Here is a 13,657-nt window from a genome sequence, read left to right on the forward strand (position 1 = left end):
GCCTGACCGCCCCCGAGCCCGGCCGACCCCTCAGCCCAGCCGACCCCCGAGCCCAGCCGACCCCTCAGCCCAGCCGCCCTCTCACACCCGCTCCCACGTCCTGCGGTCCCTCGCCATCGCGTGGAGCGCTTCCACGTCCGCCGGTTTCAGTTGGCCGCCCAGGTGGGTCAGGTCTGCGAGGCCGGTGAGTTCGAGGACGCGTACGCCCCTGGGCGGCGCGCCGACCTGGAGGGTGGCCGGATCCGTCAGGACCAGGACCGGGCGCACCTCGGCCGTCAGCGCGTAGGAGGCCCGGTCGGCCCGGCCGCGGAGGTCGCGCAGGAGGGGCGCGGGGTCGTGGCGGCCGAGGGCGACCATCGGGTCGTCGACGCGGACGCGCTGCTTGCGGGCGTACAGGGCGTGGACGGCGAAGAGGCCGCCCGGACCGATGACCAGGTGGTGGATGCGGTCGCCGCCGGGCAGCGGGACGGAGTGCAGGGCGTGCCAGCCGGCGCCGTCGAGGTGGTCCAGGGCCTCGCCCACCGTCTGCTCGGCGGTCAGGGCGCGGCGGCGCGGGTCCGGGCGCAGGCGGTGGGCTGAGGTGGGCTCACGGTCGAGGGCGATCAGCAGGGCCTCGCCGGGACGGTTCGGGGCGAGGTCGTCGTCCGGGTGCAGGCTCAGCCGGGCGAGTTCGGCGGGGGTGGGCACCGGGGGCGGGCCCACCGCGACCGGGCCGGTGAGGAAGGGCCCCAGGGCCTGGAGCACGTCCTCCTGCTCGTCCGCGCTGAGGAGGTTGACCCGGGCGGCCTCACGGTCGTACCAGGCGATGTTCCCGCCGTCGGGCCGGCAGACGTAGAGCCGTTCCTGTCCGTGGCGCCAGGTCGGTATGACGCGCAGTCCGCGGTGTCCGCTCATGCACCATCACCCCCACGACCATGGGAACAGGCGGGGTGCTCCCGGGGCAAGAACCCGGCTACCTTTGAGGAGCGGTTGGCAGGGGAGTGGGGAGGCGCCGTTGCGGACCCGCAGGAAGCAACCCGACGTACCGGCTCCGGACAGCCCGTGGAGCGAGATCGTGCCCGGCCTGTGGATGGGCGGGCACGAGTTCCGGACGCTCTCCGGGCGGCTGGAACTCGCCGTCGTGCGCGACCAGTTCGATCTTGTGCAGACCCTGCTCAGGCTGCCGGGCCACGGACCCGACCCGGGTGTCGAGCACCATGTGTGGCCGATACCCGACGGGCCGCTGGACGGAACACAGCTCGCGGGGGTGATACGGCTGGCCCGGGCCGCCTGCGACGCCCTGGACCAGGACCGCCGGGTCCTCGTGCGCTGCTACTCCGGCTACAACCGCTCGGGGCTGGTGATCGCGCACGCGCTGGTCCGGCAGGGACGCTCCGCCGACGAGGCGATCCGGCTGATCCGCGCCCGCCGCTCCCCCTGGGCCCTCCACAACGAGCTGTTCGTCGACTATCTGCGGACGGGCCTGCCGACGGCACGGCTGCTGGAGGAGCTGGCCGAGTAACCGTTTCGCCTGGGCGCCGGAACCGAAACCCGGTGAGCAAAAGGGACTTCCATACGAAACGAATAGGGTGTACGCGGCTGTCACTCGCACCGCTCCTCTCCTCCCGCTCTCCTCCAGCCACCGGAGAAACGTGTTCCGCAGACGCCCCGCCCTGGCCACCGCCCTGGCCACCCTCCTGACGGCGACAACGGCCGCCTGCGGCGACGCGGGCGGGCTGCGCGGCGCGGGGCCCACACCGACCGCGGTCAGCCCGGCCCGGCTGTGGCCCTCGCTGCGCCCGGCGGCCAGCCCCGCCTGGCCCTACGACGAGATACAGATCGAGACGGTCAAGGGCGTCACCGCTCCCGGCGACGACATCCACGCGGTCGACCCGGTGGCCGTCGTACAGGCCGAGGTGGCCGCGCGTCCGGACGCCTACACGAGCGGCAAGGCGCCGTACCAGGACACGGCCGTCCGGCTGGCGGAGTGCGGCGGGGCGAAGGACCCGTCGCGGTGTCCCGTCATGCGGCCGTACTACCGGGACCTCACCGGTGACGGGCGCGACGACATGGCACTGGGCTTCCGGCTGTACCCGACCAACCAGACCGCGGTGCGCGTCTACACGTTCGAGGGGCACCGGCTGGTGCAGGTGTTCGCCAACGACGACGCGGTGATCGGCGTGGAGCTGGCCGGGCGGGCCGTGATCATACGCTCGCCGGCCGGGATCGCCGGGTACGAGTACCGCACCACGTGGTCCTGGGACCCGGAGCAGCGGGCGATGGTGTTCTCGCGCGACGAGTTCCTGCGCACCGGGCAGCACCGGCCCACGCACGCGCGTACCCACGCGCCCCTCCCCGCGTCGCCGTCCCCGTCCGCCGACGCCCCCTCGCCCGCCTCCCCCGCTCCCTCCTCGTCCTCCGCCCTTTCCTCACTCGCCGCTCCCTCGTCCCTCGCCGCCACCTACTCCACGAGCGTGCGATGAGGCTCGCGCTCCCCCGGTGGGCCGGGACGCTCGCGGTGAAGGCCGCGGCCTTCATCACGGTGATGTGCTGCGCGCTCGCCGCGCTGCTCGGCGTCCTCGTGCACGTCTCGGTGACCGATCAGACCGTCGGCCAGGCACGCGCCCTCGCCCTGTCCCGGCTGAAGGACGCCACGACCGCGTTCGAGTCCGGCGACACCCTGCTGCCGGGCGCGGGTGTCGACCCGGAGGGGCTGCCGGAGCGGCTGCGGCGGCTGGCGGCGAGCGGACAGCGCGGCACGATGGTCGACGTGCACCAGGGTCGGCCCACGATGTGGGCGGCCGGGCCCGCGGACCGGGGCCGGACGCTGGCCGTGGCGGTGGACTACTCGCAGCAGGCCCGCACCATCGACGCGCTGGACCAGTCCATCCTTTGGTCGTCGCTGCTGGCGATCGGGGCGACGCTGCTGGTCGGCGCGTTCGCGGTGACCCGGGTGACCCGGCGGCTGCACGCCACCGCGCGCGTGGCCCGCCGGATCAGCGGGGGCGACTTGGACGCACGCGTGCACGATCCGCTGGCACGGGACGCGTCACGCCCGCACGACGAGGTGGCCGCGGTCGCCGCGGCGCTGGACTCCATGGCGGCGTCGCTCCAGGGCAAGCTGCTGGCCGAGCAGCGGTTCACCGCGGATGTGGCGCACGAGCTGCGCACCCCGCTGACCGGGTTGCACGCGGCGGCCGAGCTGCTGCCGCCGGGCCGCCCCACCGAACTGGTGCGCGACCGGGTGGCCGCGCTGCGCACGCTCACCGAGGATCTGCTGGAGATCTCCCGGCTGGACACCGGGAGGGAACGGCCGGCCCTGGACGCCGGGCACCTGAGCTCGGTGGCCGAGCGGGCGGTGCGGGCGGCGGGAGCGGCGGGGGCCGCGTCCGGGGCGGACACGCAGGTCAGGGTCGTCCAGGACGTGTACGTGGAGACCGACCGGCGGCGGCTGGAGCGGGTGCTGGGCAATCTGGTGGCCAACGCGCACGGCCACGGCCGGCCGCCGGTGGTGCTGACCGTCGACGGGCCGGTGGTCAGCGTGCGGGACCACGGCGACGGCTATCCGGAGTACCTCGTGGCGCACGGGCCGCAGCGCTTCCGCACGGAGGGCGGCGCGACCGGGCACGGGCTCGGGCTGACGATCGCCCTGGGCCAGGCGGAGGTGCTGGGCGCACGGCTGGAGTTCGCCAACGCGCCGGACGGCGGGGCGGTGGCGACCCTGACCCTCCCTCAGGAACCGCCCGGGTCCTCGGGACCGGCCGGCAGCGGCGGCGTTCCGGTGACGCCGCCACCGAGTGACACCGTGTCCGGCTGACATCCCTTCCGGGGCCCGCCCCCAGAAGGACCGTCTCCGCACCCGGATGACGAGCCCTCAGACGGCGGCGCCCTTATGGCCCAGCGTGACGGGCCATCGGAATGCGGCGCTCCTAATGTGGCGGTTAGTCAGATCTGTCCGGCCTCGATGGGCTTCGCCACCTCAGGTGGAGGTACTTCATGTCCCTGCGCTCCCCCCTCATCCGACTGGCCGTGGCGGCCGCCACCGGCGCACTCCTCTCCACGGCCGCCGCGGCTCCCGCCGTCGCCGACGACGGCCGGAGCGGTCAGCAGACAGCGACCCCCCGGCACAGCACGACACCCGCACACAGCACAACGACCGAGCACGGCACGACACCCGACCGCGGCACGACACCCGAGCACGGCACCACGCCCGACCGCGGCACGGCCCGGCAGAACAGCGGCGTCCCCGACCGCCGCCGCCCGCGCTTCACCCGGGGTGTCGTCACGGCCCGCGGCGGGCTCGTCCTGCGCAGCCGCCCCGACCGCGGCGGCCGGGTGCTGCGGGTGGCCCGGCCGGGTCAGCCCGTGTGGATCCACTGCCGGACCCTGGGCCAGACGGTCGACGGCACCCGCGTGTGGTACCTCCTCTCGGACGGTGTCTGGGCGTGGGGCTCGGCGCGGTACATCGCCACGATCGGGCCCACGCCACGCTGGTGCTGAGCAGCAGGACGGACAGGCCATGCCTTTTGGGTAGGTTCCGGACATGACCCAGGCCGGAATCCCCGTGGCGGCGGCCGTCCCGTCCGCGCCCGCCGTCCGCCTCCCCCGGCGCCGCGGTGTCGAACTCTCCCTCATCGTCCTCGCCGTCCTGCTGCCGGTGTGCGGCTACTGCGCCGTCGGCCTGGCGAGGAACGGCACCGTCCCGCCCGGCGCCGCCGGCTACGGCGCCGGGCTCGGCGCGCTCGCGCTGGTCGCGCACATCGCGGTGCGCCTGTGCGCGCCGTACGCCGACCCACTGCTGCTGCCCATCGCCGTCCTGCTCAACGGGCTTGGCCTGGTGCTGATCTACCGGCTCGACCTGGAGACACCGGGCGACGAGGCCGCACCCGCCCAACTGGTGTGGTCCACCCTGGGCGTGGGGCTGTTCATCCTGGTGGTGCTCGTGCTGCGCGACCACCGGTGGCTCCAGCGCTACGCCTATCTCTGCGTCGCCACCACGCTCGTCCTGCTCACGCTGCCCATCCTCTTCCCCGCCGTCAACGGCGCCCGGATCTGGATCCGGCTGGGCGGGTTCTCCATCCAGCCGGGCGAGTTCGCGAAGGTGCTCCTCGCGGTGTTCTTCGCCGCTTACCTGGCCGCCAACCGCGGGGCGCTGGCGTACAGCGGCCGCCAGGTGTGGCGGCTGCAACTGCCCACCGGACGGGTGCTGGGGCCGGTGGTCACGATCTGGCTGCTGAGTGTCGTCGTCCTGGTCCTGGAACGCGACCTCGGCACCTCGCTGCTGTTCTTCGGGCTGTTCGTCGTCATGCTCTACGTGGCCACCGCCCGCACCGGCTGGATCGCGGTCGGGCTGCTCCTCGCGGCGGCCGGTGCGGTCGCCGTCGGCCGGCTGGAGCCGCACGTGCGCGGCCGGTTCGGGGAGTGGCTGCACCCGTTCGCGTCCATCGAGGCCGGTGAGGGGCCCGGCCAGGTGGCCCAGTCTCTGTTCTCGTTCGCGGCGGGCGGGCTGACCGGCACCGGACTCGGCCTCGGCCACTCGACCCTCGTCGGCTTCGCCGTCAAGTCGGACTTCATCCTGGCCACCGCCGGGGAGGAACTGGGTCTGGCCGGCCTCTCCGCGGTCTTCCTGCTGTACGCGCTCCTCGTCGAGCGCGGCTACCGGGCGGGCCTCGCCCTGCGCGACCCCTTCGGCCGGCTGCTCGCGATCGGGCTCGCCTCGCTCGTGGCGCTCCAGGTGTTCGTGATCGCGGGCGGGGTGACCGGCCTGATCCCGCTGACCGGTCTCGCGATGCCGTTCCTTGCACAGGGCGGATCGTCGGTCGTGACCAACTGGACGATCGTGGCGCTGCTGATCCGGGTGAGCCATGTGGCGCGCCGGGAGTACGACGGGACGGTGGCCCCATGACCGTTGAGGAGAAAGTCCGTTGACCCGGTGCATCCGGCACGCCGCGGCCTTCTGCCTGGTCCTGCTGGTGGCGCTCCTGCTGAACGTCGCCTGGCTGCAGGTGCTCCGGAACCCGGCCTACGGCGGCAATCCGGCCAACCGCCGCCCCACCATCGCCCGTTACCAGCAGCCGCGCGGCGAGATCCTGGTCGGCGGGCGGCCGGTCACCGGCTCCCGGGACACCCGGGAGCAACTGCGCTTCGAACGGACCTACACGGACGGGCCGTTGTACGCGCCGGTGACCGGCTTCGCCTCGCAGCTCTACGGGACGACCTTCCTGGAGCACTCCGAGGACGGGGTGCTGTCGGGTTCGGATCCGATGCTGGCGGGGTTCGGACCGTGGCGGGGCTTCGCGGGCGGACGGAGTCCGGGCGGCAATGTGGTGACGACGATCGATCCGGCCGCCCAGCGGGCCGCGTTCGAGGGGCTGGGCGGCCGCAAGGGGGCGGTCGCGGCGATCGAGCCGACGTCGGGACGGATCCTGGCGCTGGTGTCCACACCCTCGTACGACCCCTCGCTGCTGTCCGGGAACAGGCCGGCGGTGTCGGCGGTGTGGGCGCGGCTGAACGAGGACCCGGAGCAGCCGATGCTGAACCGGGCGGTGCGGCAGACGTATCCGCCGGGTTCGACGTTCAAGGTGGTCACCGCGGCGGCCGCGCTGGACGCGGGCGTGGTGCGGGACCTGGACGAGCCGACCGGCTCCCCCGACCCGTACCAGCTGCCGGGCACGACGACCTGGCTCTACAACGAGGCCGACGACTGCCGCGACGCCTCCCTGCGGCACGCGTTCGAGTGGTCGTGCAACACGGTGTTCGCGAAGCTGGGCGTGGACGTCGGGGTGCGGGGCATGCGGGCCGCGGCGGAGGGGTTCGGCTTCAACGACAAGGAGGTGAGGATTCCCTTCTCGGTGTCGCCGAGCACCTTCGACACCCGGGTGGACCGGGCGCAGCTCGCCCTGTCGTCGATCGGGCAGTACAACACGCGGGCCACTCCGCTGCAGATGGCGATGGTGGCGGCGGCGGTCGCGAACGGCGGGCGGGTGCGGACGCCTTACCTCGTGGAGCGGACCACGCGCAGCAACGGCGGCACGGTGTCCGCGGCCGGCTCGCGGCCCGCTCGGCAGGTGATGCGCCCGACGACCGCGGCCCGGCTCCGGGAGCTGATGGCCGACGTGGTCACTGAGGGAACCGGCGGGAACGCGGCGATCCCCGGGGCCGTGGTGGGCGGCAAGACGGGCACCGCCCAGCACGGCCTGGGCAACGCCGGTACTCCGTACGCCTGGTTCGTCTCCTGGGCGCAGAACGACGACGACATGGCGCCCAGGGTCGCGGTCGCCGTCGTGGTGGAGGACGCGTCCGCGCGGCGGGGCGACATCAGCGGCGGCGGTACGGCGGCGCCGATCGCCAAGGCGGTGATGGAGAAGGTGTTGCACACGCCGCCCGCTGGGTGAGACGGGGGTGCCGGGACCGGCCGGGGCGGCCCTACGGTTCGGGCATGACGATTCCGGCATCGGTGTACGAACTCGCCCAGGTGAACATCGCCCGCCTCAACGCCCCTTTGGACTCACCGAGGTTGAAGGACTTCGTGGACGCGCTCGACCCGGTGAACGCCGACGCGGACGCCGCGGACGGTTTCGTCTGGCGACTGAAGAGCGACTCCGGCAACGCGACGGACGTGGCGGTCTTCGGTGACGCGTGGCTGATCGTCAACATGTCGGTGTGGCGGGACGCGAAGGCGCTGACGGCGTACATGTACCGGGGCCGGCACCGGGAGATGCTCGCCCGCCGCCGGGAGTTCTTCGAGCCGCCGACGGAGGCGGTCACCACGCTGTGGTGGGTTCCGGCGGGTCACCGTCCCACCGTGGCGGAGGCGGAGGAACGGCTCCTCCACCTCCGTGAACACGGTCCGACCGAGTACGCGTTCACCCTGCGCGCGACGTTCCCGCCCCGGCGTGCCGTGCCGGTGACCGGCGGGGCGCCCGAGGAGCCGGACGATCAGCCGGTGAGGCGCTGACCCTCCTCGATCGCCTCCTCCACCTCCGCGACCCGCTCCCGCTCCTCGGCCGCGAAGCGTTCCGCGTCCAGCTTCTCGGCGATCTCCTCGTCCTGGGCCATGAGCCGGTCCAGGCTGGAGTCGCCCATCTCGAAGACGCCCATGTCGACGTAGGCCTGCTGGAGTCGCTTGCCCCACAGGCCGATGTCCTTGACGCAGGGGACGATGCGGCTGAAGAGCAACTGGCGGAAGAGCCGGAGGAATTCGGAGCGTTCGCTGAGTTCGTCGGCCTCCGCCCCGGGGATGCCGAAGTTCTCCAGGACCTCCACGCCGCGCAGGCGGTCGCGCATCAGGTAGCAGCCCTCGATGACGAATTCCTCGCGTTCACGCAGTTCGGCGTCGGTGAGCTGCCGGTAGTAATCGCGCAGGGCCATGCGGCCGAAGGCCACGTGCCGGGCCTCGTCCTGCATGACGTAGGCGAGGATCTGCTGGGGCAGGGGCTTGTTCGTGGTGTCGCGGATCATGCCGAAGGCCGCCAGGGCGAGGCCCTCGATCAGCACCTGCATGCCCAGGTAGGGCATGTCCCAGCGGCTGTCGCGGAGGGTGTCGCCGAGGAGGGACCGGAGGTTGTCGTTGATCGGGTAGAGCATCCCGATCTTCTCGTGCAGGAAACGGCCGTAGATCTCGGCGTGCCGGGCCTCGTCCATGGTCTGCGTCGCGGAGTAGAACTTGGCGTCCAGGTCGGGCGCGGACTCCACGATCCGCGCGGCGCAGATCATCGCGCCCTGCTCGCCGTGCAGGAACTGGCTGAACTGCCAGGCCGCGAAGTGGCGGCGCAGTTCGCCCTTGTCCCGGTCGGTCATCTTCGCCCAGTGCGGGGTGCCGTAGAGGGTCATCGCCTCCTCGGGGGTGCCGAGCGGGTCGTACGGGTCCACCTCCAGGTCCCAGTCGATCCGCTTCTGCCCGTCCCACTGCTTGTCCTTGCCCTTCTGGTAGAGGGCGAGGAGGCGGTCGCGGCCGTTGTCGTACTCCCAGCTGAAACGAGCCGCGCCGGTCGCGGGGACCTGCCAGTGCGAGTCCCCCGGGTTCCTGGCGTACAGGTCGTAGGTCGGCATACTCCGCAGGTTCACATGTAGACGCCGAGTCAACAAGTCGTGTGCGAGGGATTGACGGGCTTGCTGACAGGCAGTCTCATAAGAGTCGGAGAACCTGACTGCCGGGTAACCAGCCCATCCGGCCACATCCCGTACGACGAGGTGGGACAGCCATGACGACCGTGACGGACGACGGCGCGCTCGCGGGCCTGCGCGACGCGCTCGGCCTGCTCAAGGACCGGGAGCAGGTGGCCGAGCGGCTGCTCGCCTCTTCCGCCAGGCACTCCTTCGACCCCGACAGGGAACTGGACTGGGACGCGCCCTTCGAGGAGGCCAAGTGGTTCTGGCCACCGGAACTGGTGTCGCTGTACGGCACGCCGCTGTGGAAGCGGATGGGCGAGGAGCAGCGGATCCTGCTCTCCCGGCACGAGGCCGCTGCGCTCGCCTCCCTCGGCATCTGGTTCGAGCTGATCCTCATGCAGCTCCTCGTACGGCACGTCTACGACAAGGCGGCCACGAGCGCGCACGTGCGGTACGCGCTGACCGAGATCGAGGACGAGTGCCGGCACTCGAAGATGTTCGCCCGCCTGATAGCGCGCGGCGACACGCCCTGGTACCCGGTGAGCCGGGCACACCAGAACCTCGGCCGGCTGTTCAAGACCATCTCCACGACCCCCGGGTCCTTCACCGCGACCCTGCTGGGCGAGGAGGTCCTGGACTGGATGCAGCGGCTGACGTTCCCGGACGAGCGGGTGCAGCCGCTGGTGCGGGGCGTCACGCGCATCCACGTGGTGGAGGAGGCCCGCCATGTCCGGTACGCCCGCGAGGAGTTGCGTCGGCAGATGGTGACCGCGCCGAGGTGGTCGCAGGAGTTCACGCGGATCACCTCGGGCGAGTTCGCCCGGGTCTTCTCGGTCGCCTTCGTCAACCCGCAAGTGTACACGAACGTGGGCCTCGACAAGCGGGAGGCGATGGCCCAGGTGAAGGCGAGCGGCCACCGGCGGGAGGTCATGCGGACGGGCGCGAAGCGGCTGACGGATTTCCTCGACGACATCGGCGTCCTGCGCGGAGCGGGCCGCCGCCTCTGGCGGGCCTCGGGCCTCCTGCCCTGAAAAGCGCGGGCCCGGGTGGGGGCCGGGACGGGCGATTACGCTGCTGGTCATGAGCCCTGCCGCGTCCAGCCCCGCGTACCGTCGCCTCAGTGTCGAGGAGCGGCGGGCCCAGTTGCTCGACGCGGCCCTGTCGCTCTTCGCGCACCGGGCGCCCGAGGAGGTGTCGCTGGACGACGTGGCGGAGGCGGCGGGGGTGTCGCGCCCGCTGGTGTACCGGTACTTCCCGGGCGGCAAGCAGCAGCTGTACGAGGCCGCCCTGCGGTCCGCCGCCGAGGAGCTGCGGCACTGCTTCGACGAGCCGCAGGAGGGCCCGACGCTGCCCCGCCTCGCCCGCGCCCTGGACCGCTACCTGGCCTTCGTCGACCAGCACGACGCCGGGTTCACCGCGCTGCTCCAGGGCGGCAGCGTGGTGGAGACCTCCCGGACGACGGCCATCGTGGACGGCGTGCGCCGGGCCGCCGCCGAGCGGATCCTGAGCCATCTGGACGTCGCGGACCCCGGCCCACGGCTGCGCATGACCGTGCGGATGTGGATCACGGCCGTGGAGGCCGCCTCCCTGATCTGGCTGGACGAGGAGAAGCAGCCGCCCGCCGACGAGCTGCGGGACTGGCTGGTGGAGCAGTTCGTGGCCGTGCTGACCGTGACCGCGGCCCGGGACGCGCAGACCGCCGAGCTGGTGGGGCGCGCCCTGGCGCAGGCGGATGGCTGACACTGGTGCCGTGAAGAGCGAAGACACCCCGTTCGAGGGCGGCCCGATGGACGGGCGGGTGCTGCCCGTGCTGGTGGGGCCCACCGGAAACCCGCCGAAGGCCTACCGCATCCCGGTGCCCGACGCCGCCGGCGGCCCGCCGACCGTGCTCGTCTACCGGCGGGTGCCCCGCGGGCACAGCAAGCGCCTGGGACTGCCCCGGGGGTGGAAGTACGAGTTCGATCCCGAAGGGCGGGGCGGCGGCCGGCTGAAATGGCCGTGGTCCAAGCCGGAGCCGCAGGGCGGCGGCAAGCCGGACGCCACCGGCGGGTGACGTCGTTGCGCCGTACGGCGCACCAACGGCACAGAAAGTCGGTTCATACGTCGAATCCTCACGTGCGGGGCGGAAACGCCGCCCGCAGCACGGGAGGTGATGACGTGTCAGGAAGAGTGCCGCGTCTGGTGTGTACGGCGGCCGTGGCCGCGCAGGCCGCCCTCGTACCGGTGGCCGCCGTGGCCCTGCCCGGGCCGCAGGAGCCCGCGCAGCGGTCCGTCTCCGAGTTGCTGACGGATCTGCAGAAGCTCTACCGGCAGGCCGAGCAGGCCACCGAGTCCTACAACGCCACCGCCGAGCGCCTGAAACGGCAGCGCACCGAGGCCGAACGCCTCGACGCCGACCTCGGCGCCGCCCGGCGGGCCCTGCGCGACAGCCGTACGCAGGCGGCACGGCTGGCCCTTCAGCAGTACCAGGGCAGCAGCACCGCGCTCTCCCCGTACCTGCGGCTGCTGCTGGCACCCGACCCGCAGCAGGCACTGGCGGAGGGGCATCTGCTCGGGCAGCTGGCGCGGGAGCGGGCCGAGACGGTCAGGCGGCTCACCACCAACGAGAAGCGGGCCGCCGACCTCGCCGCCAAGGCCCGCAGGACACTCGACACCCGCACCGCGCTCGCCCGGCGGCAGCAGCAGGCCCGGGACGACGTCCAGGCACGGCTGCACGACGTGGAGAAGCTGCTGGCCTCGCTCAGCGCCGAACAGGTGACGGCGCTCGCCCGCACCGAGACGAACGGGGTCACCGCGGCGCAGCGCTCGCTCCTGGCCTCCGGGGTGCTCAGCGGCCTCCGCAGGCCGTCACGGGAGGGCGACGAGGCCGTACGCTACGCCGTGCGCCAGCTCGGCAAGCCGTACCGGTGGGGCGCCACGGGCCCGCGGGCGTACGACTGCTCGGGGCTGACCTCGCAGGCCTGGGAGCATGCCGGGACGCCCATCCCGCGCACCAGTCAGGAGCAGTGGGCGCGGCTGAAACACATCCCGCTGCGCGAGCTGAGGCCCGGCGACCTGGTCGTCTACTTCCCCGAGGCCACGCATGTCGCCCTCTACCTCGGCGACGGGATGGTGGTGCAGGCCCCGCGGCCCGGCTCGCGGGTGAAGGTCTCACCGGTCGCGGCCAACCCGGTACTGGGCGCCGTACGGCCCGACCCGGGCGGGGAGCCCCTGCGGCGGTACACACCGCCGGAACTCCCCCGGGGCGCCCTGGCCAGGCATCACGTCCGTCTCTAGACGACGGACGCCTCGGATACTTCGGCGAGGTAGGCCTGGGCCTTGTCCGGGTCGAAGAAGAAGTTCTCCAGGTCGGCCGGGTCGTCGAAGCAGTTCACGAAGCGGTCGGCGACCGGCTGGAGCTGACCGGCCGCACCGAGGAGGTTCAGGACGTGCTCCGGCGGCGGGGCCAGCATGGCGTTGGTCCACTTGGTCACGTGCTGGGCGGTGGCCCAGTAGCGGTCGAACGTCTGCCGCATCCACGTCTCGTCGAACGGCTTGTCGCCGTGCTCCAGGATGGCGTCCAGGTACGCGGCGGCGCATTTGGAGGCCGAGTTGGAGCCCTGGCCGGTGATCGGGTCGTTGGCGACGACGACGTCGGCGACACCGAGGACCGCCCCGCCGCCGGGCAGCCGGCCGACCGGCTTGCGCACGGTCGGCGCGTAGCGGCCGGCGAGCGTGCCGCCGGCGTCCGTGAGCTCGACGCCGGCGGTCCGGGCGTACTCCCAGGGCAGGAACGTCCTCATCAGGTCCAGCGTCAGGGCCAGGTGCTCGGCCGGGTCCTTGATCCCGCGGAAGGCGTCGAGCGGGCCGCCGGGTATGCCCTCCCAGAACAGGATGTCGGCGCGGCCGGAGAGGGTGTGCGTCGGCATGATGAACATCTCGCCGACGCCCGGCACCAGGTTGCAGCGGACCGCGTCGAACTCCGGGTGCTCCGGACGCGGGGCCAGGCCGTGCACGTACGCCACCGCCAGCGCGCGCTGCGGCTCGCTGTACGGGGAGCGGGAGGCGTCCCGCTCGAACATCTTCACCAGCTCGCCCTTGCCCGCGGAGACGAGGACGAGGTCGTACGTGCGGGAGAAGTAGTCCAGGTCGCCGACCGCGGCGCCGTGGATGACGAGCCGGCCGCCGCGCTGGGCGAACGTCTCCATCCAGCCGGCCATCTTCACCCGCTGGTCGACGGACTGCGCGTACCCGTCGAGCCGGCCCACCCAGTCGATCGCCCGCTGCGAGGGGCCGGGGTCGAAGGAGCCGGGGGCGGCGACGGAGACGCCGAGGCCCTCGATGTTCGGGGCCTGGGACTCCCAGAAGTCCAGCTTCAGGTCCCGCTCGTGCTGGAGGGCCGTATGGAACATGCACTGCGTCGACATGACCCTGCCGGTGCGGATCTCGTCCGCGGTCCGGTTGGACATCAGGGTGACCTCGTACCCGTGCGACTGGAGTCCGAGGGCCAGCTGGAGACCGGACTGCCCGGCCCCCACGACGAGTATCTTCCGCATACGGCTGTTGCCTCCTGTGGCTTCGGGACTGC

The 13,657-nt window shown here is 72.7% G+C and carries 14 protein-coding genes; 11 read left to right on the plus strand and 3 right to left on the minus strand.

The features are described 5' to 3' along the window. Positions 1–81: 81 nt before the first annotated feature. Entirely contained in the window at positions 82–894 is an 813-nt protein-coding gene (locus ACIP4X_RS06815) for a nuclease-related domain-containing protein (protein ID WP_358729230.1), read from the minus strand. A gap of 100 nt (positions 895–994) precedes the next feature. Here ACIP4X_RS06815 and ACIP4X_RS06820 point away from each other — a divergent pair, with 100 nt between their 5' ends. The 7 genes from ACIP4X_RS06820 to ACIP4X_RS06850 all read left to right on the plus strand — a co-directional run bounded on the left by ACIP4X_RS06820 (position 995) and on the right by ACIP4X_RS06850 (position 7,936). Next, on the plus strand, positions 995–1,501 hold the full coding sequence (locus tag ACIP4X_RS06820) for a protein phosphatase (RefSeq protein WP_358729228.1): 507 nt from the start codon (positions 995–997) through the stop codon (positions 1,499–1,501). A gap of 130 nt (positions 1,502–1,631) precedes the next feature. After that, complete coding sequence (locus ACIP4X_RS06825; RefSeq protein ID WP_391456968.1) at positions 1,632–2,462, plus strand: hypothetical protein; 831 nt, start codon at positions 1,632–1,634, stop codon at positions 2,460–2,462. After that, positions 2,459–3,796, plus strand: a complete 1,338-nt coding sequence (locus ACIP4X_RS06830; RefSeq protein WP_358729227.1) for a HAMP domain-containing sensor histidine kinase — start codon at positions 2,459–2,461, stop codon at positions 3,794–3,796. Before ACIP4X_RS06825 ends, ACIP4X_RS06830 begins: the two co-directional genes overlap by 4 nt. Positions 3,797–3,975: 179 nt before the next feature. After that, positions 3,976–4,479 (plus strand): SH3 domain-containing protein, encoded by a 504-nt coding sequence (locus ACIP4X_RS06835; RefSeq protein WP_391456966.1) that lies wholly within the window; start codon positions 3,976–3,978, stop codon positions 4,477–4,479. 43 nt (positions 4,480–4,522) lie between these two features. After that, positions 4,523–5,884 carry an FtsW/RodA/SpoVE family cell cycle protein gene (locus ACIP4X_RS06840; protein WP_358729223.1) on the plus strand — a complete coding sequence of 454 codons (1,362 nt, stop codon included), beginning with the start codon at positions 4,523–4,525 and terminating at the stop codon, positions 5,882–5,884. 19 nt (positions 5,885–5,903) lie between these two features. Next, the gene (locus tag ACIP4X_RS06845) at positions 5,904–7,373 is read left to right on the plus strand and encodes a penicillin-binding transpeptidase domain-containing protein (protein WP_391456964.1); all 1,470 of its coding nucleotides are present in this window, start codon (positions 5,904–5,906) and stop codon (positions 7,371–7,373) included. A 44-nt stretch (positions 7,374–7,417) separates the two neighbouring features. Then, complete coding sequence (locus tag ACIP4X_RS06850) at positions 7,418–7,936, plus strand: DUF3291 domain-containing protein (RefSeq protein WP_358729219.1); 519 nt, start codon at positions 7,418–7,420, stop codon at positions 7,934–7,936. On the opposite strand, the gene ACIP4X_RS06855 is transcribed toward ACIP4X_RS06850, so the two are convergent. Further along, positions 7,918–9,030, minus strand: a complete 1,113-nt coding sequence (locus ACIP4X_RS06855; protein WP_391456961.1) for a diiron oxygenase — start codon at positions 9,028–9,030, stop codon at positions 7,918–7,920. The genes ACIP4X_RS06850 and ACIP4X_RS06855 overlap by 19 nt on opposite strands. Positions 9,031–9,182: 152 nt before the next feature. Here ACIP4X_RS06855 and ACIP4X_RS06860 point away from each other — a divergent pair, with 152 nt between their 5' ends. The 4 genes from ACIP4X_RS06860 (at position 9,183) to ACIP4X_RS06875 (ending at position 12,366) form a co-directional block, all read left to right on the plus strand. Then, positions 9,183–10,121, plus strand: coding sequence for a diiron oxygenase (locus ACIP4X_RS06860; RefSeq protein WP_391456959.1), 939 nt, complete (start codon positions 9,183–9,185; stop codon positions 10,119–10,121). A 49-nt stretch (positions 10,122–10,170) separates the two neighbouring features. After that, positions 10,171–10,830, plus strand: a complete 660-nt coding sequence (locus ACIP4X_RS06865; RefSeq protein ID WP_358729213.1) for a helix-turn-helix domain-containing protein — start codon at positions 10,171–10,173, stop codon at positions 10,828–10,830. Then, on the plus strand, positions 10,823–11,143 hold the full coding sequence (locus tag ACIP4X_RS06870; protein WP_391456955.1) for a hypothetical protein: 321 nt from the start codon (positions 10,823–10,825) through the stop codon (positions 11,141–11,143). The genes ACIP4X_RS06865 and ACIP4X_RS06870 overlap by 8 nt, the downstream gene beginning before the upstream one ends. Before the next feature lie 104 nt (positions 11,144–11,247). Further along, positions 11,248–12,366, plus strand: coding sequence for an NlpC/P60 family protein (locus ACIP4X_RS06875; RefSeq protein WP_391456954.1), 1,119 nt, complete (start codon positions 11,248–11,250; stop codon positions 12,364–12,366). Here the strand turns inward: ACIP4X_RS06875 and ACIP4X_RS06880 are convergent. After that, positions 12,363–13,625 carry a styrene monooxygenase/indole monooxygenase family protein gene (locus ACIP4X_RS06880; protein ID WP_358729207.1) on the minus strand — a complete coding sequence of 421 codons (1,263 nt, stop codon included), beginning with the start codon at positions 13,623–13,625 and terminating at the stop codon, positions 12,363–12,365. The genes ACIP4X_RS06875 and ACIP4X_RS06880 overlap by 4 nt on opposite strands. Positions 13,626–13,657 lie beyond the last annotated feature (32 nt).

Source organism: Streptomyces sp. NPDC088817 (genome assembly GCF_044750345.1).
Lineage (GTDB): Bacteria > Actinomycetota > Actinomycetes > Streptomycetales > Streptomycetaceae > Streptomyces.

What these genes read in the sequence shown, in the direction of transcription:
- ACIP4X_RS06815 (WP_358729230.1), bottom strand. Translation starts at nt 894, where the DNA reads ATGAGCGGACACCGCGGACTGCGCGTCATACCGACCTGGCGCCACGGA.
- ACIP4X_RS06830 (WP_358729227.1), top strand. Translation starts at nt 2,459, where the DNA reads ATGAGGCTCGCGCTCCCCCGGTGGGCCGGGACGCTCGCGGTGAAGGCC.
- ACIP4X_RS06835 (WP_391456966.1), top strand. Translation starts at nt 3,976, where the DNA reads ATGTCCCTGCGCTCCCCCCTCATCCGACTGGCCGTGGCGGCCGCCACC.
- ACIP4X_RS06840 (WP_358729223.1), top strand. Translation starts at nt 4,523, where the DNA reads ATGACCCAGGCCGGAATCCCCGTGGCGGCGGCCGTCCCGTCCGCGCCC.
- ACIP4X_RS06850 (WP_358729219.1), top strand. Translation starts at nt 7,418, where the DNA reads ATGACGATTCCGGCATCGGTGTACGAACTCGCCCAGGTGAACATCGCC.
- ACIP4X_RS06855 (WP_391456961.1), bottom strand. Translation starts at nt 9,030, where the DNA reads ATGCCGACCTACGACCTGTACGCCAGGAACCCGGGGGACTCGCACTGG.
- ACIP4X_RS06860 (WP_391456959.1), top strand. Translation starts at nt 9,183, where the DNA reads ATGACGACCGTGACGGACGACGGCGCGCTCGCGGGCCTGCGCGACGCG.
- ACIP4X_RS06865 (WP_358729213.1), top strand. Translation starts at nt 10,171, where the DNA reads ATGAGCCCTGCCGCGTCCAGCCCCGCGTACCGTCGCCTCAGTGTCGAG.
- ACIP4X_RS06870 (WP_391456955.1), top strand. Translation starts at nt 10,823, where the DNA reads ATGGCTGACACTGGTGCCGTGAAGAGCGAAGACACCCCGTTCGAGGGC.
- ACIP4X_RS06880 (WP_358729207.1), bottom strand. Translation starts at nt 13,625, where the DNA reads ATGCGGAAGATACTCGTCGTGGGGGCCGGGCAGTCCGGTCTCCAGCTG.